Origin of the sequence: Pseudomonas syringae pv. coryli str. NCPPB 4273 (assembly GCF_000972175.1) — a bacterium.
GTDB lineage: Bacteria > Pseudomonadota > Gammaproteobacteria > Pseudomonadales > Pseudomonadaceae > Aquipseudomonas > Aquipseudomonas syringae.
Window position 1 is genome coordinate 1 of the sequence record NZ_AWQP01000022.1, and the last position, 21,864, is coordinate 21,864.

A 21,864-nucleotide genomic window follows, 5' to 3' on the forward strand; every position below is an offset into this window, starting at 1 on the left:
GCGGAGCGTCGCACGATAGTGATCGTTCCCTGCGCTCCAGCGTGGGAATGCAGTTCTAGACGCTCTGCGTCGCAAGTTACGCTGAGCTTCGGCACGATAGTTACAATCAGCTATCTTCCAGCCAGAAACGCAACGGCTTGCCCTGCGTTGGCCACAGACGCAACTGCTCGATGGGCGAGATATCCCAGCGCTGCACACTGCTCATCGCCTTGATAAAACGCTGCTCCTGCTCCATCAGCGCCGGCGCGCACATCTTGCGCGTCTTGCCCACCGGGCCGAAACTGATGCTGTGATCGTTCAGCGTATAGGGCGCAAACCAATGGTTGCAGCCCGCATTGCCATACGCACGGCCATCGGCACCCAGCGTCATGGTCAAGCGACTGTTATCAATCAGCGGACGCTCGCCGATCCACTCGGTTACATAGCTGTGATCCTGCTGGATCGGCAGCGGGTCAGCAGTACAACCAACCAGCAGCGCGCCGCCGATCAGGCTCAGGAGCGCAAACTGTTTCATGCCGCTTTCTCCTGGCACTTCTTGCAAAAGTGCTTCTCGCCATCGGTTTTCCAGCCCAGCTCCGCGATACGCGCGGTAGCGGCCGGTTTCTGCGCCTTGACGCCCAGCTTGCTCTCTACCATGAACTCGAAGTTCAGTTCGGCGGCGCAGCTGTCGCAATTCACTTTCCACTGATGAATCGCCAACTCGTCGAATACCGGGCCTTTGGCCACCGCAATCCACTGGCCGGGCGGGTTGATCAGGTGCCGGACTTTCTCGACGGTGAGGCGCATGTGCAGGCTTTTGCTGCCTTTGATGGTCACCAACAACTGGTCGTTGTCGTGAATCGAGCCGCCGTTGCCGGTGACCTGATAGCGGCCGGGTGCCAGCGTGCGGCATTCGGTCAGCGTGTGCTGGGGGTTGAGCATGCTGTAGCGAAAATCGTGTTCGACCATGGGTCCTCCAAAATTGCGCGCATCCTAACATGCTCCGCCCACGCTGGAGCGTCAGGCACGAAAGGTGTCCCGTTGCACGCTCAAGCCATGACCCGCGCCTCGGCTTCCAGGCGAATGATGGCCTTGTCCAGATCGTTGAGGGCCTCTTCGGTGTGCGGAGCGTTTTGCTTGAGCAGGGTTTCGGCACGCTGGCAGGCACTGCGCAGCTGTGGAACGCCGCAATACCGCGTTGCGCCGTGCAGGCGGTGGATGCGCTCGATCAAGGCGTGTACATCCTGATTGGCACGCGCCACACGAATGGCTTCGCGGTCGGCGTCCAGGGAAGCCAGCAGCATGGCCAGCATGTCGGCGGCAAGATCCGCCTTGCCTGCCGCCAGGCGCAACCCTTCTTCATGATCCAGCACCAGCGGCCCGACATGAACCTCAAGCGCTTCATTCTGGCGTTCCGGCGCAGGGTTGCGCAGCGCCAGCCCGGTCCACTTGAGCACCACCTGCGCCAGTTGCCGTTCGCTGATCGGCTTGGTCAGGTAGTCGTCCATACCGCTTTGCAGCAGTGAGCGCTTTTCATTGGCCATCGCATGCGCGGTGAGGGCCACGATCGGCAGCGAACTCTGGTTGCGTTCGGCTTCCCAGGCGCGGATCGCCTCGGTGGCCTGACGACCGTCCATGCCGGGCATCTGCACGTCCATCAACACCAGGTCGAACGCTTCCTGCTGCACGGCGTTGACCGCTGCATAGCCGCCCTCGACAGCGACCACTTCAGCGCCCATGTCTTCGAGCAGGGTCTGTACCAGCAGCAGGTTGGCCGGGTTGTCGTCCACGCACAGCACTCGCGGTGCGCGGCTCGACAGTGGCGGCCCGATGTCGGCACGCACCGCTCGCGGCGCGATCAGCTCGGAGAGGGCTTTTTGCAGTTTGCGGGTGCAGGCGGGCTTGGCCTGCAGTTGCGTGTAGACATCGTGGACCGCCAGCTGGAACAGCGCGTGTTCGGTGGTCGGGCACAGCACCATGACCTTGCAGTTGAGGTTTTCCAGGTCCCAGATGTGCTGGCGCAGCCGTTCCGGAGAGATTTCCAGCGCCGTCACGCCCAGTACCGCCAGATCGATGGCCGCAGGCGTCTCATGCGCTGCGGTCACGCCGTTGAGCAGGTTTTCCAGGTTGTTGAACACGATGGTCTGCAGACCGCAGTCTTCCAGCTGATGCTCCAGCGCCTGACGCGCCAGGTCATGATGTTCAAGCACTGCGGCGCGCAGGCCTCCGAGCGGAATATTGAGTGATTCTTCCTTGTCTTCGCGGGCCTTGGGCAGTTTCAGGCTGATCCAGAATTCCGAACCTTCGCCCGGCGTGCTGTCGACACCGATTTCGCCGCCCATCTGTTCGATCAGGCGTTTGGAGATCACCAGCCCCAGCCCGGTACCGCCCGGTTGACGCGAAAGCGAATTGTCGGCCTGGCTGAAGGCCTGGAACAGTGCCCGCACATCCTGACTGGACAGGCCGATCCCGGTGTCCTGCACGCTGATGCGCAGTTGCGCGTGCTCTTCGGTTTCGTCCTCGAGCATGGCGCGCGCGACGATCGTGCCTTCGCGGGTGAACTTGATCGCGTTGCTGACCAGATTGGTCAGGATCTGCCGCAGACGCAGCGGGTCACCGGACAGCGCCAGCGGCGTATCGCGGTACACCAGACTGACCAGCTCCAGCTGTTTGGCGTGCGCCGCCGGGGCGAGAATGGTCAAGGTGTCCTGCAACAGGTCGCGCAGGTTGAACGGAATATTATCGAGCACCAGCTTGCCGGCCTCTATCTTCGAGAAGTCGAGAATCTCGTTGATGATGCTCAGCAGGTTGTCGGCGGACTTCTCGATGGTGCCCAGGTAGTCGAACTGGCGCGGGGTCAGCTCGCTTTTCTGCAGCAAATGGGTGAAGCCCAGAATGCCATTGAGCGGCGTGCGGATTTCATGGCTCATGTTGGCCAGGAATTCGGACTTGATCCGGCTTGCTTCAAGCGCTTCCTTGCGTGCCAGGTCGAGTTCGATGTTCTGGATTTCGATGGTCTCCAGATTCTGCCGGACATCCTCGGTTGCCTGATCGATGCTCAGTTGCAGTTCTTCCTGCGCGTTCTGCAGCGTCGCCGCCATGCGGTTGATGCCCGACGCCAGCTCGTCCAGCTCCCGGCTGCCCAGCGGTGGCAGGCGGGTTTCCAGATTGCCGTCCTTGAGTTGCGACACGGCCTGCTTGATCTGGCTCATCGGCCCGTTGATGGTGCGGCTCATGCGTACCGCGAGGGTCGCGGTAAACGCCAGCCCGGTCAGGATCAGCAGCAGGCTGGCAAACAGGCTTCGGTAACCGCGCAGCAGCGTGCCGTTATGGGATATTTCAAGCTCGACCCAGCCCAGCAGGGTATCGGCCTCGGCAGGAATGATCGGGCTGGTCAGGTGGCGTTGACTGCCGAAGACCGGCAGCAGGTAGCGCGTGGCATCGGTGCCGGTCGAGCTGAGCAACTGCGAGCCGCTGCCAATCGGCGACGGGCTGATCATGGTCGGCCCGGCGTGGGCCAGTTCCGTGCGATCGGTGTCGAGAAACGACACGGCGCGTACGTCGGTCTGCTCCAGCGTCTGGGTGGCAATGCGACTGAGCAGCACTTTGTCCTTGCGCCCCAGTGCATTGGCGGCAAGCGGCGCCAGATCCTGGGCGATCATTTCGCCGCGTTGCAGCAACTGGCTTTGCAGTTCGCTCAACTGCATCCAGGTGAAATAACCACCGAGCATCGCCGCCATCAGGCTGGCAGGCAGAATAGTCAGTAGCAGCACACGGCCTTTTATACCCAGCTTGGTCAGCACGCTCTTCCTCCGGCAATACGTATCAGTCCGTCGATATCAGGCATCGGCTGCCTTGCTGTATCGGCACAAGGGGATGAGTTTAGCTATTTACCGTCGGCATGGGCACCTAACTCTCTGCGCAGGGCAGGGCGGCAGCGGAAAAAACAGCGTTTATTCTTTTTGGGAATAAGCAGCGCACTTTGCGTGATATGGGCTTTGGCCGTTTGCCGTTATGATAGGCACCCCCCGCAGTCTGGATTGCGAAGACGCCATGACCCTGCAGTATCAAACCATTGCCGATTGCGTCGGCAACACCCCGCTGGTGCGTCTGCAACGCATGGCGGGTAACACCAGCAATACCCTCCTGTTGAAACTCGAAGGTAACAACCCCGCTGGCTCGGTAAAAGACCGCCCGGCCTTGTCGATGATCACCCGCGCCGAGTTGCGCGGCCAGATCCATCCGGGTGACACGCTGATCGAAGCGACCTCCGGCAATACCGGGATCGCGCTGGCCATGGCCGCGGCGATCAAGGGCTACCGGATGATTCTGATCATGCCGGACAACTCCAGTGCCGAACGTAAGGCCGCGATGACCGCTTATGGCGCCGAGCTGATTTCGGTCAGCAAGGACCAGGGCATGGAAGGCGCCCGTGATCTGGCCGAGCGCATGCAGGCCGAAGGCCGCGGCAAAGTGCTCGATCAGTTCGCCAATGGCGACAATCCTGAAGCGCATTACACGTCCACCGGTCCGGAAATCTGGCGGCAGACGGGCGGTACCGTGACCCATTTCGTCAGCTCGATGGGCACCACCGGCACCATCATGGGCACCTCGCGCTACCTCAAGGAGCAGAATCCGGACGTACAGATCGTCGGTCTGCAACCGATGGAGGGCGCTTCGATCCCCGGTATTCGCCGCTGGCCGCATGAATACCTGCCGAAAATCTATCAGTCGGAGCGTGTCGACCGCATCATCGACATGGGCCAGACCGAAGCCGAAGACACCATGCGCCGACTGGCCCGCGAAGAAGGCATCTTCTGTGGCGTGTCGTCCGGTGGCTCGGTCGCCGGGGCATTGCGTCTTTCCCAGGAAGTCGAAAACGCCGTGATTGTGGCGATCATCTGTGACCGAGGCGACCGTTACCTGTCGACCGGCGTCTATGATTCGCCCAACTGATGGCCAAGCACGAAAGAGGTTTGCGCTTTCAGCCTGCGGGCGGCGTTAAAACCGTACAGATTCCTGCCGGTAAAAAGCAGCGGCTGACCATCGAGCGGCTGTCCGACGACGGTCGCGGTATCGCCTTTCTCGAGGGCAAAACCTGGTTTGTCGCCGGCAGTCTGGCCGGCGAAGAGGTCGAGGCGCGCGTGCTCAATGCGCGCGGCAAGGTCGTCGAGGCGCGCACCGAGCGGGTCTTCACCGCCAGCGCCATGCGTCGCGCTCCGGCCTGTGAGTATTTCGGTCGCTGTGGCGGCTGCAGTGTTCAGCATGTGCCCCACGAAGAACAGCTTGCCCTGAAACAGCGCATGCTCGCCGAGCAGTTGCTGCGCGTGGCGAATGTTGTGCCGGATGAATGGGCGGCACCTTTGAGTGGTGCCGAACTGGCCTATCGCCGACGCGCGCGGGTCGCGGTTCGCTGGGATGCCAAGGCCAAAAGGCTGGATGTGGGGTTCCGCGCAGCCGCCAGCCAGGACATCGTCAGCATCGAACACTGTCCGGTGCTGGTACAGGCCTTGCAACCCATCATGAATGAGCTGCCTGGCATGCTGAAAAGTTTCAGCAAGCCGCAGGCGCTGGGCCACGTCGAGCTGTTCAGTGGGGTTGCGACTGCCGTGTTGTTGCGCCACACCGCGCCGCTTGCCGAGACCGATCTGGCGCTGCTGCAGGCGTTTTGCTCCAGGCATGGCGCGCAGCTGTGGCTGCATGGTGACGGCGAGCCCCAACCGGCCAGCCCCGGCGATACGCTGGGCTACCGGCTGGAGCCGTGGAACCTGCAACTGGCCTGGCGACCGGGCGATTTCATTCAGGTCAACGCGGCGGTCAACACCGCGATGATCGAGCAGGCCCTGCAATGGCTGGCGCCTGCAAAAGACGAACGTGTCATGGACCTGTTCTGCGGTCTGGGCAATTTCGCCTTGCCGCTGGCGGGTCTGGCCAGGGAAGTGGTGGCGGTTGAAGGCGTTGCGACCATGGTCGAGCGTGCAGCCGTCAACGCAATGAGTAATGATCTGCACAATGTGCAGTTTTTTCAGGCGGATCTTTCCCAGCCGCTGACACATGCCGACTGGGCGGCAGAAGGGTTTTCTGCGGTACTCTTGGACCCACCGCGTGACGGGGCCTTTGAAGTGGTCCGCCAGATCAGAAAGACGGGGGCCCGGCGACTGCTCTATGTTTCATGTAATCCGGCAACTTTGGCTCGTGACGCGGTCGAACTGATCCATCAGGGCTACCGGTTAAAACGTGCCGGAATCCTCGATATGTTTCCGCAGACGGCGCATGTCGAGGCGATGGCTTTATTTGAAATGAGTAAGTGAGCAGCGTTCACTGGAACGAGGTCGTTGCTGACAAGGAACCTCATTTAATCCGACTGGCCCGCGAATGCCGGTCCTTGCTTGCCCGGCAAGTGGCATTCGCTCAGAAGGCTGGCGACTGATGGCGCTATTCATCGCGCCGTAGGGAAGGTAAGCAGCATGGTACAGGTGAGAGCGAACCAGCCGATAAACACAGACGGCAGTATCAATCTCGACGCGTGGCTCGATCATATTGTCAGCGTCGACCTGGTCCTGGACCGGGAAGTCATGAAAAAGGCCTGTGAATTTGCCCGGGAAGCCGAGCAGACCGACAAGGCTCACAAGAATCATTGGGCAGAGGGCACCTCCAGTTTTCAGACCGGTCTGGAAATCGCGGAGATCCTGGCTGACCTCAAGCTGGATCAGGACTCACTGGTCGCCGCGGTCATTTACCGTGGCGTGCGTGAAGGTCTCATTGCGCTGCCGGACGTCGAGCAGCGCTTTGGCGCAACGGTCGCCAAACTGATCGACGGCGTGCTGCGCATGGCCGCGATCAGCGCCAGTCTCAGCCCTCGTCAGTCATTGGTGCTCGGCAGCCAGGCGCAGGTCGAAAACCTGCGCAAGATGCTGGTGGCGATGGTCGACGACGTTCGCGTTGCGCTGATCAAGCTGGCCGAACGTACCTGCGCGATTCGTGCGGTAAAGAACGCCGACGACGAAAAACGCAACCGTGTGGCCCGCGAAGTCTTCGACATCTATGCACCGCTGGCCCACCGCCTGGGCATCGGTCACATCAAGTGGGAGCTGGAGGACCTGTCCTTCCGCTACCTGGAGCCTGATCAATACAAGCAGATCGCCAAGCTGCTGCATGAGCGCAGGCTGGACCGCGAGCGCTTCATCAGCGACGTCATGTCCCAGCTCGACAACGAACTGCAGGCTACCGGCGTGACCGCCGACATCAGCGGGCGTGCCAAGCATATCTATTCCATCTGGCGCAAAATGCAGCGCAAGGGCCTGGCCTTCAGCCAGATCTATGACGTGCGTGCGCTGCGTGTGCTGGTGCCGGAAATGCGCGATTGCTACACCGCGCTGGGTATCGTGCACACCTTGTGGCGGCATATTCCCAAAGAGTTCGACGATTACATCGCCAACCCCAAGGAAAACGGCTATCGCTCGCTGCACACCGCCGTGATCGGGCCGGAAGGCAAGGTGCTGGAAGTGCAGATCCGCACCCACGCCATGCATGAAGAGGCCGAGCTGGGCGTGTGTGCGCACTGGCGCTATAAAGGCACCGACGTCAAATCCGGCTCCAATCATTACGAAGAGAAGATTTCCTGGCTGCGTCAGGTGCTCGAATGGCATGAAGAGCTGGGCGACATCGGCGGTCTGGCCGATCAGCTGCGAGTCGATATCGAGCCTGACCGCGTCTACGTCTTCACCCCGGACGGCCACGCCATCGACCTGCCCAAGGGCGCGACACCACTGGACTTCGCCTATCGGGTGCACACCGAAATCGGCCATAACTGCCGGGGTGCGAAGATCAATGGCCGCATCGTCCCGCTCAACTATAGCCTGCAGACCGGTGAGCAGGTCGAGATCATCACCAGCAAGCACGGTACGCCGAGCCGCGACTGGCTGAATTCGAACCTGGGGTACATCACCACCTCACGGGCGCGGGCCAAGATTGTTCACTGGTTCAAATTGCAGGCCCGCGACCAGAACGTCGCTGCCGGCAGAACCCTGATCGAACGCGAACTGGCGCGCCTGGCGTTGCCACAGGTCGATTTCGACAAGCTCGCGGACAAGGCCAATCACAAGACTGCCGATGACATGTTCGCGGCCTTGGGCGCAGGCGACCTGCGTCTGGCGCAACTGGTCAATCTGGCTCAGCAGCAGGTCGAGCCTGATCGCGTCAATGAACAGCTGGAACTGATCCCGCGCAAGGCCACCGGCTACAAGCCCGGCAAGCGTGGCGATATTCAGATTCAGGGCGTCGGCAACCTGATGACGCAGATGGCCGGCTGCTGCCAGCCGCTGCCGGGCGATGCCATCGTCGGTTATATCACCCAGGGTCGTGGCGTCAGCATTCACCGTCAGGATTGCGCTTCGGTGCTGCAGCTAGGCGGTCGCGAGCCCGAGCGGATCATTCAGGTCAGCTGGGGACCGGTGCCGGTGCTCACCTATCCGGTGGACATCATCATCCGCGCCTACGACCGTTCCGGCTTGCTCCGGGACGTCACCCAGGTGCTGCTCAACGAGCGGATCAACGTGCTGGCGGTCAATACCCGTTCGAACAAGGAAGACAACACAGCGCTTATGTCCCTGACCATCGAGATTCCGGGTCTGGATGCGCTGGGGCGGTTGCTGGGGCGTATTTCCCAGTTGCCGAACATCATTGAAACGCGCAGGAACAGGACGCCATAAGCGTCGCCTGCGCTCACAGGGAGCCCCATGTATACAGTTCAAGACCTGCTCAACCTCATGGCCCGGCTGCGTGATCCGCAGTTCGGCTGCCCGTGGGACCTGAAGCAGACCTACGCCAGCATCGTGCCGCACACGCTGGAAGAAGCCTATGAAGTGGCCGATGCCATCGAGCAGGGTGACCTTGACCATCTGAAAGGCGAGCTGGGAGACCTGCTGTTTCAGGTGGTCTTCTATGCGCAGTTGGCCAAAGAGGAAGGCCGGTTTGAGTTCGACGATGTGATCGACGGTATTACCCGCAAGTTGCTGCGTCGCCATCCGCACGTGTTTCCGACCGGCGAGCTGTACGCGCCGGCAGAAACGCCGCGCCTGACCGACGAGCAGGTCAACCTTCGCTGGGACGAAATCAAGGCCGAGGAGCGTGCCGAAAAGGCCGGCGTTCCCGAGCAGTTGTCGCTGCTCGACGACGTGCCCCGGGCCTTGCCGGCGTTGAGTCGTGCGGCCAAACTGCAGAAGCGTGCGGCGCAGGTGGGTTTCGACTGGCCTGCGGCCTTGCCGGTGGTCGACAAGGTGCGTGAAGAACTCGATGAAATTCTCGAGGCCATGGTCGACAATGACGCCGAGGGCATTGCCGAGGAGGTCGGCGACCTGCTGTTCAGCGTCGTCAACCTGGCCCGACACCTCAAGGTCGACCCGGAAACTGCGCTACGCTCGGCCAATAGCAAGTTCGACAGACGCTTCCGATTCATTGAACAGGCTTTGCGCCACCTCAAGCGTCCTATCGAAGCGTGCTCGCTCGAAGAAATGGACGCGTTGTGGGGCGAAGCCAAACGTCAGGAAAAGAGCACACCCGGCTGCGGCTGAGGGTGCGGTAACGGTATAAGTGAGTAGACAATGAGCCTTTCCCTTCGCGATCAGTTGCTCAAGGCAGGTCTGGTCAACCAAAAGCAGGCCAAGCAGGTCGGCAAAGAAAAGCAGAAAGAGCAGCGTCTGGTGCACAAGGGTCAGGCGCAGGCCGATGACTCGCAAAAGCGTGCAGCCCAGGAGGCCATGGCCGAGAAGGCCAAGCGTGATCAGGAACTGAACCGTCAGCAGCAGGAGAAGGTCGAGCAGAAGGCCCGCACCGCTCAGGTCAAGCAACTGATCGAAGTGTCGCGTCTGCCCAAGCTGATCACCGAGGATTACTACAACTTCGTTGACGACAAGAAGGTCAAGCGCATTCCGGTCAACGCCATGGTGCGCAACAAGCTCAGCAGCGGTTCACTGGCCATCGTTCACCACGGTGGCGGTTACGAGATCATTCCGCGTGAGGCTGCGCTGAAGATTCAGGAGCGTGACCCGCGTCGTATCGTATTGCTCAACACCCCGACCGAAGCGCCGGATGCAGACGACCCGTACGCGGCGTATCAGGTGCCTGACGATCTGATGTGGTAAGCCCACGGCGCTGTCATTGAGGTGTCAAAACAAAACCCGCATTCAGCGGGTTTTGTCTTTTCCTGTTCTTGGAATTGTTCAGTGGTTGCCCTGGCTTTCCAGTGCTTCCAGCTCTTCCTTATAGCGAAGGGCATCGGACTCAACGTGGAACATGCCTACCAGTTGATCCTGTTGGTGCACATCCCAGATCTGGATGCCGTCGGCAACGGCTTCGTGAGAGAGGTGGGCGTCGTCGCGTTCAGTAACTCTGACAGTCATAGTAGTAAGCTCCTGACTTTGATGGCCTTGATGGTTAGGCCTCTGGATACTGCGGCGATGTGTCGCAGGACTCTTTTATAGAATTTGTTAGCTGCCTAAGTAAATAGCCTGTTCAGGTTCCCCGGTGGTCAGAAACTGATCGATGCTCTGCAGCCCTTGCATGACGAGGCTTACAGCGCAGTGGTGGCAAAATGAAGGATGTTTCATGTGCTTCAAGCCTGTCCGAACGCACGTGAAAACGCCGTTCCAGACGCTCCGCGTCCTCTTGACGACGCAGAGCGTCGAGAACTGCGTTCCCACGCTGGAGCGTGAGGAACGATCATCGCAACTATCGTGCCCGATGCTCTGCGCTTCTGCCCGAAGGGCGTGGGAGTGAGCTTGCTCACGAAGGGGCCGGTGCAGGCGCAACTATCCTGCGGCGCTCTGCGTCGCATGCCTTCAGCCAATAAAAAGCCCCGCTAAAAAGCGGGGCTCTGTGGTGCGGGCGGTCAGGGCTATCAGCTGCCTTTGACGGCCTTGCCGTTGACGGTGCCGTCCAGCAAGACGATGTTGTATTCCTTGCCGTCGGTTTCGACCTGTTGCAGGCGGACCAGCAGGTAATCCCAGTCCTTGGCGAACCACAGCACGGTGGTGCGCTTGCTTTGCGTCGGGTCGCGCACGCGCTCGACCTTGATCGCATCGACCTGGCCTGTCTTGGTGGTGACTTTTTCCGAACCCAGCACGCGGAAGTCGTAGGTGTCCACTTCATCACCGTCGACAACCTGATAGCTCATGCTCTTCTTGCCCTCAGCGATGTCATGTTGCAACGCCAGCTGATAGGTGGACTTGTCGAGGATGCCACGGTTGAGCGGCAGCTTGATCGCATCGCCACGGTCGGTGCCGGTGACGAACTTGGTGTTCCAGTCGAACGCCAGATCGACCTTCTTGGATTTGCCCAGGCCACTGCGCTCGAAGCTGTAGGTCTGTGGCAGCAGGGTGTCCTTGTCGACCTTCAGCGTGCTGACTTCAGTCAGGCTGGCGATCATCATCGAGGCCTTGAAGCTCAGGGTCCAGGTGCCGTTGGCGCCGGCTTCCAGGCTGCGTTCAGCCGTGCCGCTCATGGGCAGCTGTTTCCAGTCGGCGGTGTAGCTGGCGGAGAAAGGTTGAAGATCTGCGGCCTGTACGGCAGGCAATGCGAGCAGGGCGAAAGCGAAGAGCAGAGCGCGACGCATAGTATCTCCTAATGTCGAATCAGATGGCCGCTGGCCGGGAGTAACTGGCTATCGAGTAACGCACCTTGTTCACCAAGGCTCAGTCGGCCTTCGGCAAACCAGCGAATGGCCAGTGGGTAAATACGGTGCTCTTGAACATGGACCCGTTGCGCGAGCGTTACGGGCGTGTCGTGCAACTGTACCGAAATAACTGCCTGTACGACCAGTGGGCCGCCATCGAGTTCCTCGGTAACGAAATGCACGCTGCAGCCATGCTCGGCGTCGCCGGCCTCCAACGCACGCTTGTGCGTGTGCAAGCCTTTGTAACGCGGCAGCAGGGAAGGGTGAATATTCAGCAGACGGCCATGATAGTGGCGAACGAATCCTGCGCTGAGAATGCGCATGAACCCGGCCAGTACGACCAACTGTGGCTGGAAGGCGTCGATCCGTTCGATCAGCGCTGCATCGAAAGCCTCACGGCCTTCGTACGCGGTGTGATCCAGTACGCAGGTTTCGATGCCTGCGTCCCGGGCGCGTTGCAGGCCGAACGCATCTGCACGGTTGGAAATCACCGCGCGGATGCGGACGGGGCTGGCCCCGTCCTTGAAGCTGTCGATCATCGCTTGCAGGTTGCCGCCGGTGCCGGACAGCAGCACCACGACTTCGCAGATGGCTGGCATCAATGCGCCTTGAGGTTTTTCAGCTCGACTTGTGCTGCGCCTTCGGCAGCGGTGGCGATCTGGCCGATCACCCAAGGCTGCTCGCCGGCTTCACGCAGCACCTTCAGTGCCGCTTCAACGTGCTCCTGAGCGACGCAGATCACCATGCCCACGCCGCAGTTCAACACACGGTGCATCTCGTTTTCCGCGACGTTGCCTTGCTGCTGCAGCCAGTCGAACACGGCCGGACGCTGCCAGCTTGCGACGTCGACCACGGCCTGAGCGCCTTCGGGCAGTACGCGTGGAATGTTGTCGAGCAGACCGCCACCGGTGATGTGGGCCATGGCCTTGACTGCGCCGGTTTCCTTGATCAGCTTGAGCAACGGCTTCACGTAGATGCGGGTCGGTGCCATCAGCAGTTCGGTCAGCGGTTTGCCGTCCAGCTGGATGTTTTCGATATCGGCACCTGCCACTTCGATGATCTTGCGGATCAGCGAGTAACCGTTGGAGTGCGGGCCGGACGATGGCAGGGCGAGCAGGGCGTCACCGGCAGCGACTTTCGAGCCGTCGATGATTTCGGCCTTTTCCACCACGCCGACGCAGAAGCCTGCCAGGTCGTAGTCTTCGCCTTCGTACATGCCCGGCATTTCAGCGGTTTCGCCGCCGACCAGCGAGCAACCGGCCAGTTCGCAGCCGGCGCCGATGCCGGTGACGACCTGAGCGGCGGTGTCGACGTTCAGCTTGCCGGTGGCGTAGTAATCGAGGAAGAACAGCGGCTCTGCACCGCAGACCACCAGGTCATTGACGCACATGGCGACCAGGTCGATGCCGATGGTGTCGTGCTTGTTCAGGTTCAGCGCCAGACGCAGCTTGGTGCCCACGCCGTCGGTGCCGGAAACCAGAACCGGTTGCTTGTAGCCGGCCGGGATTTCGCAGAGGGCGCCGAAGCCTCCCAGGCCGCCCATGACTTCCGGACGCTTGGTGCGCTTGGCGACGCTCTTGATGCGTTCGACCAATGCTTCACCGGCGTCGATGTCTACACCGGCGTCTTTATAGCTCAGGGAGGGTTGCTTGCTCATAGAAAATCCAGGCCTTTAGGGGGGATTCGGAGGTATCGACCGCTGCGTTAGGGCCCGTTCAGCACCGCGCTGTCATGCGGTGGTAATGTTGGGGCCATGGCGATTGCCGGTCTGCGAAGGCGCGCGATTTTATCAGGCTTGCTCACCAGGGGCCATCCTTGCGCCGACAACAGGGCGGTGTTGCACCAAATAAACCTCAACCAGGTGGCCTGTCAGTGCGAGCCTGGACGTTTAGGGTGTACTTTATGCGCGAACTGAATGATAGGTGGCTCACGTCTGTCCCAGACCTGTACACCTGCTGAAACAGCTTCTTTTTACTTTTTTCCGTTCGGGAACTGTCCATGCGTTTTTCCAGAATTCTTCTAATCGGCTGTCTGTCCCTGATCAGCCTTCCCAGCCTTGCCGAAACGGTCAGCAACCTTTATCAGGTTCGCGAGCCGGTCAATGGCCAGTCGCCCGATGAGCGCACGCGGGCCACGCAGGCCGCCGTCGAAACCCTGGTGCTGCGCCTGACCGGCGACGCCAAGGCCGTGCAGGGTTCGGCCATCGCCGCGCTGCGCAAAGACCCGCAGCAGATCATTAGCCAGTTCGGCTACGAGGCCGGACCGCCGGAAACCCTGCTGGTCGACTTCGATCCGGCAACCACCGACCGTGCGCTGCACGATGCGGGACTGTCGATCTGGGGCAGCAATCGTCCGTCGATTCTCGGCTGGTGGCTGAATGACTCGGTGGAAGGCTCGAATCTGGTCGGCGACGGTCAGGCCGCCGCCGAACCCTTGCGCCAGGCTGCTCAGCACCGCGGACTGCCGCTGCGTCTGCCGCTGGCTGATTTGAGCGAGCAGGGCATCGGTAATGCGAAAACCCTGGAGGGCACTGACCCTGCGCCGCTCAAGGAAGCTTCCGAGCGCTATGGCGCTGACGCGATACTGGCCGTGCACGCCAGGGAAGATGGCGGTCAGTGGCAGGGCAAATGGCGCTTGTGGCTGGGTGATCAGCGCGAACAGGGCACCGCAACCGGTGCCACCTCCGAGGCCTTGGCCGATGCGGTGTTGCTCTCGGTAAGCGAGCGTCTGGCGCCGCGCTTCGTTGCCAAGCCAGGTGCGTCGACCGGCATGCTGATCCAGGTTCAGGGCATGACGCTGGAGCGCTATGCGCAACTGCTTCAGTTACTCGAACCGTTCGGCGTGCGTCTGAGTTCTGTCGAAGGCGATAAGGTGGTGTTTGAGGTCAGTGGCAGCACCGATCAGCTACGCTCGCAGTTGTCGCTGGCCAAACTGCAGGAAGTGCCCGCAGCCGAAGCAGCCGCTACCGCAGCGCCGCCTGCTGCGCCGGTCGATGCGACTGCGCCGGTTGCGCCAGCCAATGGAGCTGCTGCTGTTCCGGCACCTGCGCCCGCACCGATGATTGTTCCGGCGTCCGCGCCACAACTTTATTTCCGCTGGTAACCCGGCAAGAACGCTTTTCCATTGGCTTGAGGGATGTTGATGACTGATATGCGGCGTTGGTTCTGGATCGGCGGCCTGGCCTTGCTGGTCGCGTTCGTGGTGCTGTTGCACCCAATCCTCACTCCTTTTCTGGTGGCGTTGTTATTGGCCTACATGGGCGATCCGCTGGTGGATCGCCTGGAGCGCGCCGGATTGTCCAGAACCCTGAGCGTGGTGGTCGTGTTCGGGCTGTTCACGCTGGTGCTGATGGCGTTGCTGCTGATTCTGGTGCCGATGCTGGCCAAGCAGTTGTTCCGTCTCTACGAACTGGCGCCGCAGATTCTCGACTGGCTGCAACACGCGGCGTTGCCATGGGTTCAGGCCAAGTTCGGGCTGGCCGACGGGTTCTGGAAGTTCGACAAGATCAAGGCAGCCATTTCCGAGCATATGGGCCAGGCCGGGGACATTGTCTCTATCGTGCTGTCCCAGGCTACGGCTTCGAGTCTGGCGCTGATCGGCTGGCTGACCAACCTGGTGCTGATTCCCGTGGTGTGTTTCTACCTGCTGCGTGACTGGGACATCATGACCGGCAAGATTCGTGGCCTGCTGCCGCGCCAGCGTGAAGCGCAAATCGTCAAGCTGGCGGGCGAGTGCCATGAAGTATTGGGCGCGTTCATACGCGGTCAGTTGCTGGTGATGGTCGGCCTTGGCGTAATCTACGCGGCCGGTCTGATGCTGGTCGGGCTGGAACTGGGCCTGCTGATCGGCGTCATTGCCGGTCTGGCGGCCATCGTGCCTTACATGGGTTTCGTGATCGGTATCGGTTCGGCGCTGGTGGCCGGGCTGTTCCAGTTTGGCGGTGACCTGTACCCGATGATGGGAATTGTGGCGGTGTTCATGATCGGTCAGGCCCTGGAGGGGATGGTGCTGACGCCATTGCTGGTCGGTGATCGCATCGGCCTGCACCCGGTCGCGGTCATCTTCGCGATTCTCGCAGGTGGCGAGCTGTTCGGCTTTACCGGCATTCTGCTGGCCCTGCCGGTGGCGGCGGTGATCATGGTGCTGGTGCGCCACATGCATGATCTGTACAAGGACTCGGAAATCTACGCAGGCGCGGAAGATCCGGAGCTGTAAGGTCGACGCAAGCCTCTTCGCCGCCCGGTGAAGAGGCTCATGCCTTGAGGGCATGACCCCCTTCAAACGCCCCGTACTGGGCTCTGTACGAAAAGTGGCTGCGCTCGGTGATGCTTCGTTAAAAACAGGCTCGGATGCGAGTCCAATCGGAATGCTCATTTACAACACGTAGAGTCGAACGCGACCCCGGCCGTTCCTCGCCTGTTTTTGCCTTGCCTGACCTTCGCTCGCCGACTTTTCGTACAGAGCCTGGGCGGCGCTTTACTCCCCCTGACGCAAACCTTTGATTTTGCTTGAGGTCTGTCGCATTGTGCGACCAGCGTCACGGGTATAAACTTTGCGCTCTTTACACAGAGGCCCTTGACGGTTTGCATGAGCCGTTAGTCAGCATGAAACCGATTCAGCTGCCCCTGAGTGTGCGTCTGCGTGATGACGCCACTTTCGTCAATTACTATCCAGGCGCCAACGCCGCTGCACTCGGCTATGTCGAGCGGCTGTGCGAAGCCGACGCTGGCTGGACCGAAAGCCTCATCTATCTGTGGGGCAAGGACGGGGTAGGGCGCACGCACCTGCTGCAGGCTGCCTGCCTGCGTTTCGAGCAGTTGGGCGAGCCTGCGGTGTATCTGCCGCTGGCCGAAGTCATAGATGAAGGCATCGAGCTGTTCGATCATCTGGAGCAGTACGAGCTGGTGTGTCTGGACGACCTGCAGGCGATCGTCGGCAAGCCGGACTGGGAAGAAGCGCTGTTTCATCTGTTCAATCGTCTGCGTGACAGCGGGCGTCGCCTGCTGATTGCCGCGTCCAAATCGCCCCGCGAACTGCCGGTAAAGCTTCCCGACCTGAAGTCGCGCCTGACCATGGCATTGGTGTTCCAGATGCGCGGGCTGTCCGACGAAGACAAACTGCGCGCCTTGCAACTGCGTGCTTCACGTCGCGGCCTGCACCTGACCGACGATGTCGGGCATTTCATCCTGACGCGTGGCACACGCAGCATGAGCGCGTTGTTCGAATTGCTCGAGCGGCTCGATCAGGCGTCACTCCAGGAAAAGCGCAAGCTGACCATTCCCTTCCTTAAAGAGACGCTCGGGTGGTAGATCAGGCGCTGTTGATGCAGACGGCGGCTGCCTTGCGCCATGCACAACAGATTCTGGTGATCACCGGGGCGGGCCTGTCTGCCGATTCAGGGCTGCCGACCTATCGTGGCGTGGGCGGGCTCTACAATGGCAAGACCGACGATGGCCTGCCTATCGAAATGGCCCTGTCCGGGCCCATGCTGCGTCGTGATCCGGAGCTGTGCTGGAAATACATCGCTGAACTGGGCAAGGCGTGCCTGGGTGGCGAGCCGAATGTCGCGCATTACGCCATCGCCCAGTTGCAGCGCATCAAACCCGAGTGCTGGGTGCTGACCCAGAACGTCGACGGTTATCATCGCGCGGCGGGCAGTCCGCCGGAGCGCCTGATCGAAATTCACGGGCAACTCTCGCCACTGTTTTGCCAATCCTGCGGTGCTGAGGATTCGCAATTGAGCGAGCACTTGCAGCGCCCTTTGCCCCCCTTATGTCCGGCATGTAGTGGCATTTTGCGACCGTCTGTCGTTCTTTTTCAGGAAATGCTCCCCGAAAAAGCGCTGGAAACACTGTATGAACAGCTGGCTAAAGGCTATGACGCGGTCCTGAGTATCGGCACCACCGCAAGCTTCCCCTACATTCACGAACCGGTCATTCGCACCAGGGTTTCCGGGGGTTTTACCGCGGAAATCAATCCGCAGCCGACGGATCACAGCGCGCAGATGGACGTCTTTTTGCCGTACCGTGCGGCACATGTCATGGCCGAACTCATAAGTCACATCTAGTTCGATTGAATTTGCAAATCACCTTCATAAAAGGCATAGTCTCGCCATCTTAACTAGTCAGCCACGGTTGTGCCCATGCAAGTTGTTCGCTTCGCACCCCTCGTGCCTCTCGCACTCGTTACATTTCTCTTCGGTTGCTCGGCCAATATGCCGGTCGCACAGCAGGAACAGGCCCAGCCAGTTCCACGCTATCAGAGCGCAATCAATGCCAACGCCCAGTCCGCAGCCCGTCGCGCCGACGCGGCAGTCCTGCAGGACGAGCTCGCTACCGAAGACGAACTGTCCCAGTTCGCTGATAACAAGTCTTACCAACTGCCGGCCCTGGCCGACAGCATCCTGGAGCGTGGCAAGTCGCTGATCGGCACACGCTACAAGTTCGGCGGCACGTCGACTTCTTCGGGTTTCGATTGCAGCGGCTTCATCGGTTATCTGTTTCGCGAAGAGGCCGGCATGAGCCTGCCACGTTCCACGCGTGAAATGATCAACGTCAACGCACCTCTGGTGGCGCGCAACAAGCTTCAGCCGGGCGATGTGCTGTTCTTCAGTACTCGCGGTCGCGGTCAGGTCAGCCACGCAGCGATCTACGCCGGTAATCGGCAGTTCATCCACTCCAGCAGTCGCCGCAGCGGCGGTGTGCGCATCGACAGCCTCGATGACGCCTACTGGAGCAAGACCTTCATCGAGGCCAAGCGGCCTCTGGCGATGGCCCCTGGTACTGTTGCAGTAAAATCGACACCCGAAGTCACGCAGACAACAGCGATGACTTCGACTACAGTCAAGACCGCGCCCAAGCGGCGTAAATAAATAGAACGCGCAGTACAAGACCTTCGGGTCTTTCTGCGTTTTTGAGCTTCTCGGCAGCGTAAGCCGCATCCGGATAGGTTGTTGTGGTTATGTCGATTGCGTTGCGCCTGTTAGTCATCTCTGTTGCTGCGTTGCTCGGTGCTTGCGCCAGCGCGCCGCCTCCGCCCAAAGCGCCCCGGATCGTTCAGCGTCCGGTGGTCACTGCACCTCCCCAGATTCTCTCTCCGGCTGCCGAAGACGTGCTGTTTCGTGCGTTAGGGCTGGTTGGCACGCCTTATCGCTGGGGCGGCAACACGCCTGACTCCGGTTTTGATTGCAGCGGTCTTATAGGTTATGTCTATCGTGATGCGGCGGGCATTTCCCTGCCGCGTTCCACACGCGAGATGATCGTGATGGGCGCCCCGAATATTCGTCGCGAGCAATTGCAGTCAGGTGATCTGGTGTTCTTCGCCACATCGGGCGGTTCTCAGGTGTCCCACGCCGGGATCTATGTTGGCGAAGGCCGCTTCGTGCATGCACCGGCCACCGGTGGCACGGTCAAGCTCGACAGCCTCGACAAGCCTTACTGGCAGAGAGCCTACCTCAACGCCAAGCGCGTAATTCAGCCCGCCAGCCTGGCGCAGAATCGGCCTTAAGCGCATCGCGCTGATTGCTCTGCGCGCGCTCATGAGCGTCCAGAACTGCATGCCCACGCCCACGCGGAGCGCCCAGCGTTACACCTAAGTCTGCTTTTGATTCTGGCCGTAGGCCGTAGGAGCGAACTTGTTCGCGAAAGGGCCGGTATGATCGCCGAAAATGCATCTTCTGAAACACCGCCTTCGCGAACAAGTTCGCTCCTGCGCCCTTCGGGCAGAACCCTGAAAGGCACGTATTCCGGGCTCTCCAAGACTTGTGTGTAACGCCGAGTGCTGGAGCGTAGGTAGCGATGATCTCAACTATCGTGCGACGCTCTGCGTCAAACCTCTACGCTCGGCGTTACTGAGCAGCCTTGGCGGATGTCACGCGCCAGATCTTGTTGCCGACATCGTCGGCCACCAGCAATCCGCCGCGCTGATCATTGACTACGCCGACCGGGCGACCCATGGCTTTTTCATCCTTGTTGAGGAAGCCGGTCAACACATCGACCGGTGTGCCATTGGGTTTGCCGCCACTGAATGGGATGAACACCACCTTGTAGCCGCTGTGCGGTTTGCGGTTCCACGAGCCGTGCTGGCCGATGAACAGGCCTTCGTTGAACGGTGCGGCCAGTGTCTTGCCGTCGGCGAACACCAGGCCCAGCGAGGCGGTGTGTGGACCGACTGCGTAATCCGGAGCAATCGCCTTGGCGACCAGTGCCGGGTTCTGCGGCTTGACGCGCTCGTCGACGTGTTGGCCGTAGTAGCTGTAAGGCCAGCCGTAGAATGCGCCGTCCTGAACCGAGGTCACGTAGTCAGGCACCAGATCGCTGCCGATCTCGTCGCGCTCGTTGACCGCCGTCCACAGTTTGCCGGTCTTCGGTTCCCAATCCATGCCGTTGGGGTTGCGCAGGCCGGAAGCGAAGATCCGGTGGTTACCGGTAGCCGCGTCCACTTCCCAGATCGCCGCACGACCTTCTTCCTTGTCCATGCCGTTCTCGGCCACGTTGCTGTTGGAGCCCACGGTCACGTACAGCTTGCTGCCGTCCTTGCTGGCGATGACGTTCTTGGTCCAGTGGTGATTGAGCGTACCGCCCGGCAGGTCGACGACTTTGGTCGCTTGCGCGCTGATCGAGGTCTGCCCGGATTCATACGGGAAGCTGATCAGGCGGTCGGTGTCGGCCACATACAGCTTGTTGCCCACCAGGGTCATGCCGAACGGCGAATTGAGGTTTTGCAGGAAAACCGTGCGGGTCTCTGCCACACCGTCCTTGTCCACGTCGCGCAGCAAGGTGATGCGGTTGGCGCTGGGCACACCGGCACCGGCGCGGCCCATGACTTTTTCCATCACCCAGCCGCGAATGCCTTTGGAATCATCCGGTTTGGCGGGGGAATTGGTTTCTGCCACCAGCACGTCACCGTTGGGCAATACATACAGCCAGCGCGGGTGATCGAGGTTCTCGGCGAACGCAGCCACTTGTGTGCCCGGCGCGGCGACCGGCTTGGCGCCTTTTTCCCAGCCTACGGCGGGTGCGATGTTGACGGTCGGAATCAGCGTCTTGTTGGGCTCCGGCAGCTTGGGCGAGGGGCCTGTTCCATCCGAGACTTGCAGGCTCGACGACTCGCCGCAGGCAGCGAGGCCGCCGGCGACCAGCAGCAACACTGCGTAGTGGGGTCTGAGTTTGAACATGATCGATCTCCATTAACAAAGGCGTGGTCCAGTAACTGATAGAGGCACCGCCAACCCGCTAGGTTCAATAACGTTCCGCGGCGACGGTGTCGATTGACGCTCCCGGTCCAACCCTCTACCCTTCGCGGTTTGTTTCAGGTGCTCTGCAATCCTCGATTGGCAGAGTGAAACAGGGAAGCCGGTGTGGGTCGACAGATCCGATCCCGGCGCTGCCCCCGCAACGGTAAATGAGTCAAGGCTGTGCCTGACGCCACTGTGTTTCGACATGGGAAGGCGCACAGCCGGGGTGACCCGCTCATGAGCCCGGAGACCGGCCTGAATCACTCAATGACATCACGGAGGGTGATGTTCTGTGCAGGGCGTTGCCGTGCTGTCCAGTGCTGTCCTTCCGTCTGTTGTCGCCTGCCCCGAGCGGAGAACCCAGATGAACGAATCCCCCGAACGCGACGAACGCCATCTGGCGCGCATGCAGCGCAAGAAAGCCTTCATGGACCAGCGTATTGCCAGCTCGCCCAATGAGTGCGGCCTGCTGCTGGTATTGACCGGCAATGGCAAGGGCAAGAGCAGCTCGGCATTCGGTATGCTCGCCCGGGCCATGGGCCACGACATGCAGTGTGGTGTGGTGCAGTTCATCAAGGGCCGCAACAGCACGGGCGAAGAAATGTTTTTCCGTCGTTTCCATGAGCAGGTGCGCTATCACGTGATGGGTGAGGGCTTCACCTGGGAAACCCAGGATCGCCAGCGCGACATCGCCGCCGCCGAAGCCGCCTGGGCCGTGTCTCAGGAAATGCTTCGCGATCCGGCCATTGGTCTGGTGGTGCTCGACGAACTGAACATCGCCCTCAAACATGGCTACCTCGACCTCGAACAGGTGCTGAGCGATCTGCAGGCACGTCCGCCGATGCAGCACGTATTGGTGACTGGCCGCGGTGCCAAAGCCGAATTGATCGACCTGGCCGATACCGTTTCCGAGATCGGCGTGGTCAAGCACGCGTTTCAGGCCGGTATTCGTGCGCAGAAAGGTATCGAGCTGTGAACG

General features: G+C 60.8%; 20 protein-coding genes and 1 riboswitch. Of the genes, 12 read left to right on the plus strand and 8 right to left on the minus strand.

The window, feature by feature from the left end:
• Positions 1-106: 106 nt before the first annotated feature.
• The 3 genes from P406_RS10990 to P406_RS11000 form a co-directional block, all read right to left on the minus strand.
• Positions 107-514 (minus strand): META domain-containing protein, encoded by a 408-nt coding sequence (locus P406_RS10990; protein ID WP_003314594.1) that lies wholly within the window; start codon positions 512-514, stop codon positions 107-109.
• Positions 511-948, minus strand: a complete 438-nt coding sequence (locus tag P406_RS10995) for a hypothetical protein (protein ID WP_003314595.1) — start codon at positions 946-948, stop codon at positions 511-513. The genes P406_RS10990 and P406_RS10995 overlap by 4 nt, the downstream gene beginning before the upstream one ends.
• A gap of 80 nt (positions 949-1,028) precedes the next feature.
• Complete coding sequence (locus P406_RS11000; protein ID WP_004411261.1) at positions 1,029-3,782, minus strand: response regulator; 2,754 nt, start codon at positions 3,780-3,782, stop codon at positions 1,029-1,031.
• 250 nt (positions 3,783-4,032) lie between these two features.
• Here P406_RS11000 and cysM point away from each other — a divergent pair, with 250 nt between their 5' ends.
• From cysM to P406_RS11025, 5 genes are all read left to right on the plus strand, one after another.
• The gene (cysM, locus tag P406_RS11005) at positions 4,033-4,935 is read left to right on the plus strand and encodes a cysteine synthase CysM (protein ID WP_046236192.1); all 903 of its coding nucleotides are present in this window, start codon (positions 4,033-4,035) and stop codon (positions 4,933-4,935) included.
• Complete coding sequence (gene rlmD / locus P406_RS11010; protein ID WP_046236193.1) at positions 4,935-6,290, plus strand: 23S rRNA (uracil(1939)-C(5))-methyltransferase RlmD; 1,356 nt, start codon at positions 4,935-4,937, stop codon at positions 6,288-6,290. The genes cysM and rlmD overlap by 1 nt, the downstream gene beginning before the upstream one ends.
• Positions 6,291-6,446: 156 nt before the next feature.
• Positions 6,447-8,690, plus strand: a complete 2,244-nt coding sequence (relA, locus tag P406_RS11015) for a GTP diphosphokinase (RefSeq protein ID WP_011268592.1) — start codon at positions 6,447-6,449, stop codon at positions 8,688-8,690.
• 27 nt (positions 8,691-8,717) lie between these two features.
• On the plus strand, positions 8,718-9,551 hold the full coding sequence (mazG, locus tag P406_RS11020) for a nucleoside triphosphate pyrophosphohydrolase (RefSeq protein ID WP_046236194.1): 834 nt from the start codon (positions 8,718-8,720) through the stop codon (positions 9,549-9,551).
• A 30-nt stretch (positions 9,552-9,581) separates the two neighbouring features.
• Positions 9,582-10,121: a DUF2058 domain-containing protein gene (locus P406_RS11025; RefSeq protein WP_003314606.1), complete on the plus strand. Its 540-nt coding sequence runs from the start codon at positions 9,582-9,584 to the stop codon at positions 10,119-10,121.
• A gap of 78 nt (positions 10,122-10,199) precedes the next feature.
• Here P406_RS11025 and P406_RS11030 read toward each other — a convergent pair whose 3' ends face one another.
• The 4 genes from P406_RS11030 to purM form a co-directional block, all read right to left on the minus strand.
• Positions 10,200-10,379, minus strand: a complete 180-nt coding sequence (locus P406_RS11030; protein WP_002554613.1) for a hypothetical protein — start codon at positions 10,377-10,379, stop codon at positions 10,200-10,202.
• Positions 10,380-10,876: 497 nt separating this feature from the next.
• Positions 10,877-11,590, minus strand: a complete 714-nt coding sequence (locus P406_RS11035) for a DUF3108 domain-containing protein (protein WP_003305121.1) — start codon at positions 11,588-11,590, stop codon at positions 10,877-10,879.
• Between the two features lie 8 nt (positions 11,591-11,598).
• Complete coding sequence (gene purN, locus P406_RS11040; protein ID WP_004411241.1) at positions 11,599-12,249, minus strand: phosphoribosylglycinamide formyltransferase; 651 nt, start codon at positions 12,247-12,249, stop codon at positions 11,599-11,601.
• Positions 12,249-13,307, minus strand: a complete 1,059-nt coding sequence (gene purM / locus P406_RS11045) for a phosphoribosylformylglycinamidine cyclo-ligase (protein ID WP_003344863.1) — start codon at positions 13,305-13,307, stop codon at positions 12,249-12,251. The genes purN and purM overlap by 1 nt, the downstream gene beginning before the upstream one ends.
• A gap of 341 nt (positions 13,308-13,648) precedes the next feature.
• On the opposite strand from purM, the gene P406_RS11050 reads away from it, so the two are divergent.
• The 6 genes from P406_RS11050 (at position 13,649) to P406_RS11075 (ending at position 19,156) form a co-directional block, all read left to right on the plus strand.
• A complete protein-coding gene (locus P406_RS11050) occupies positions 13,649-14,752 on the plus strand; it encodes a DUF2066 domain-containing protein (protein ID WP_046236195.1) in 1,104 nt (367 codons plus the stop codon).
• Between the two features lie 39 nt (positions 14,753-14,791).
• The gene (locus tag P406_RS11055) at positions 14,792-15,865 is read left to right on the plus strand and encodes an AI-2E family transporter (RefSeq protein ID WP_003404282.1); all 1,074 of its coding nucleotides are present in this window, start codon (positions 14,792-14,794) and stop codon (positions 15,863-15,865) included.
• Between the two features lie 389 nt (positions 15,866-16,254).
• Positions 16,255-16,959 carry a DnaA regulatory inactivator Hda gene (gene hda / locus P406_RS11060; protein WP_003369632.1) on the plus strand — a complete coding sequence of 235 codons (705 nt, stop codon included), beginning with the start codon at positions 16,255-16,257 and terminating at the stop codon, positions 16,957-16,959.
• The gene (locus P406_RS11065) at positions 16,953-17,717 is read left to right on the plus strand and encodes an NAD-dependent deacylase (RefSeq protein WP_162234425.1); all 765 of its coding nucleotides are present in this window, start codon (positions 16,953-16,955) and stop codon (positions 17,715-17,717) included. Before hda ends, P406_RS11065 begins: the two co-directional genes overlap by 7 nt.
• A 75-nt stretch (positions 17,718-17,792) precedes the next feature.
• Positions 17,793-18,521: a C40 family peptidase gene (locus P406_RS11070; RefSeq protein ID WP_011268584.1), complete on the plus strand. Its 729-nt coding sequence runs from the start codon at positions 17,793-17,795 to the stop codon at positions 18,519-18,521.
• Between the two features lie 89 nt (positions 18,522-18,610).
• On the plus strand, positions 18,611-19,156 hold the full coding sequence (locus P406_RS11075; protein WP_003404277.1) for a C40 family peptidase: 546 nt from the start codon (positions 18,611-18,613) through the stop codon (positions 19,154-19,156).
• Between the two features lie 340 nt (positions 19,157-19,496).
• Here the strand turns inward: P406_RS11075 and P406_RS11080 are convergent, their stop codons facing one another.
• On the minus strand, positions 19,497-20,825 hold the full coding sequence (locus tag P406_RS11080) for a PQQ-dependent sugar dehydrogenase (protein ID WP_004411233.1): 1,329 nt from the start codon (positions 20,823-20,825) through the stop codon (positions 19,497-19,499).
• Positions 20,826-20,944: 119 nt separating this feature from the next.
• Positions 20,945-21,158, plus strand: a riboswitch (cobalamin riboswitch).
• 91 nt (positions 21,159-21,249) lie between these two features.
• On the opposite strand from P406_RS11080, the gene cobO reads away from it, so the two are divergent.
• Entirely contained in the window at positions 21,250-21,861 is a 612-nt protein-coding gene (cobO, locus tag P406_RS11085; protein WP_046236196.1) for a cob(I)yrinic acid a,c-diamide adenosyltransferase, read from the plus strand.
• The last annotated feature ends 3 nt before the right edge of the window (positions 21,862-21,864 follow it).

What these genes read in the sequence shown, in the direction of transcription:
- P406_RS10990 (WP_003314594.1), bottom strand. Translation starts at nt 514, where the DNA reads ATGAAACAGTTTGCGCTCCTGAGCCTGATCGGCGGCGCGCTGCTGGTT.
- P406_RS11035 (WP_003305121.1), bottom strand. Translation starts at nt 11,590, where the DNA reads ATGCGTCGCGCTCTGCTCTTCGCTTTCGCCCTGCTCGCATTGCCTGCC.
- P406_RS11080 (WP_004411233.1), bottom strand. Translation starts at nt 20,825, where the DNA reads ATGTTCAAACTCAGACCCCACTACGCAGTGTTGCTGCTGGTCGCCGGC.
- purN (WP_004411241.1), bottom strand. Translation starts at nt 12,249, where the DNA reads ATGCCAGCCATCTGCGAAGTCGTGGTGCTGCTGTCCGGCACCGGCGGC.
- P406_RS10995 (WP_003314595.1), bottom strand. Translation starts at nt 948, where the DNA reads ATGGTCGAACACGATTTTCGCTACAGCATGCTCAACCCCCAGCACACG.
- rlmD (WP_046236193.1), top strand. Translation starts at nt 4,935, where the DNA reads ATGGCCAAGCACGAAAGAGGTTTGCGCTTTCAGCCTGCGGGCGGCGTT.
- P406_RS11075 (WP_003404277.1), top strand. Translation starts at nt 18,611, where the DNA reads ATGTCGATTGCGTTGCGCCTGTTAGTCATCTCTGTTGCTGCGTTGCTC.
- hda (WP_003369632.1), top strand. Translation starts at nt 16,255, where the DNA reads ATGAAACCGATTCAGCTGCCCCTGAGTGTGCGTCTGCGTGATGACGCC.
- cobO (WP_046236196.1), top strand. Translation starts at nt 21,250, where the DNA reads ATGAACGAATCCCCCGAACGCGACGAACGCCATCTGGCGCGCATGCAG.
- P406_RS11025 (WP_003314606.1), top strand. Translation starts at nt 9,582, where the DNA reads ATGAGCCTTTCCCTTCGCGATCAGTTGCTCAAGGCAGGTCTGGTCAAC.
- P406_RS11055 (WP_003404282.1), top strand. Translation starts at nt 14,792, where the DNA reads ATGACTGATATGCGGCGTTGGTTCTGGATCGGCGGCCTGGCCTTGCTG.
- purM (WP_003344863.1), bottom strand. Translation starts at nt 13,307, where the DNA reads ATGAGCAAGCAACCCTCCCTGAGCTATAAAGACGCCGGTGTAGACATC.
- P406_RS11030 (WP_002554613.1), bottom strand. Translation starts at nt 10,379, where the DNA reads ATGACTGTCAGAGTTACTGAACGCGACGACGCCCACCTCTCTCACGAA.
- P406_RS11070 (WP_011268584.1), top strand. Translation starts at nt 17,793, where the DNA reads ATGCAAGTTGTTCGCTTCGCACCCCTCGTGCCTCTCGCACTCGTTACA.
- P406_RS11050 (WP_046236195.1), top strand. Translation starts at nt 13,649, where the DNA reads ATGCGTTTTTCCAGAATTCTTCTAATCGGCTGTCTGTCCCTGATCAGC.
- relA (WP_011268592.1), top strand. Translation starts at nt 6,447, where the DNA reads ATGGTACAGGTGAGAGCGAACCAGCCGATAAACACAGACGGCAGTATC.
- cysM (WP_046236192.1), top strand. Translation starts at nt 4,033, where the DNA reads ATGACCCTGCAGTATCAAACCATTGCCGATTGCGTCGGCAACACCCCG.
- mazG (WP_046236194.1), top strand. Translation starts at nt 8,718, where the DNA reads ATGTATACAGTTCAAGACCTGCTCAACCTCATGGCCCGGCTGCGTGAT.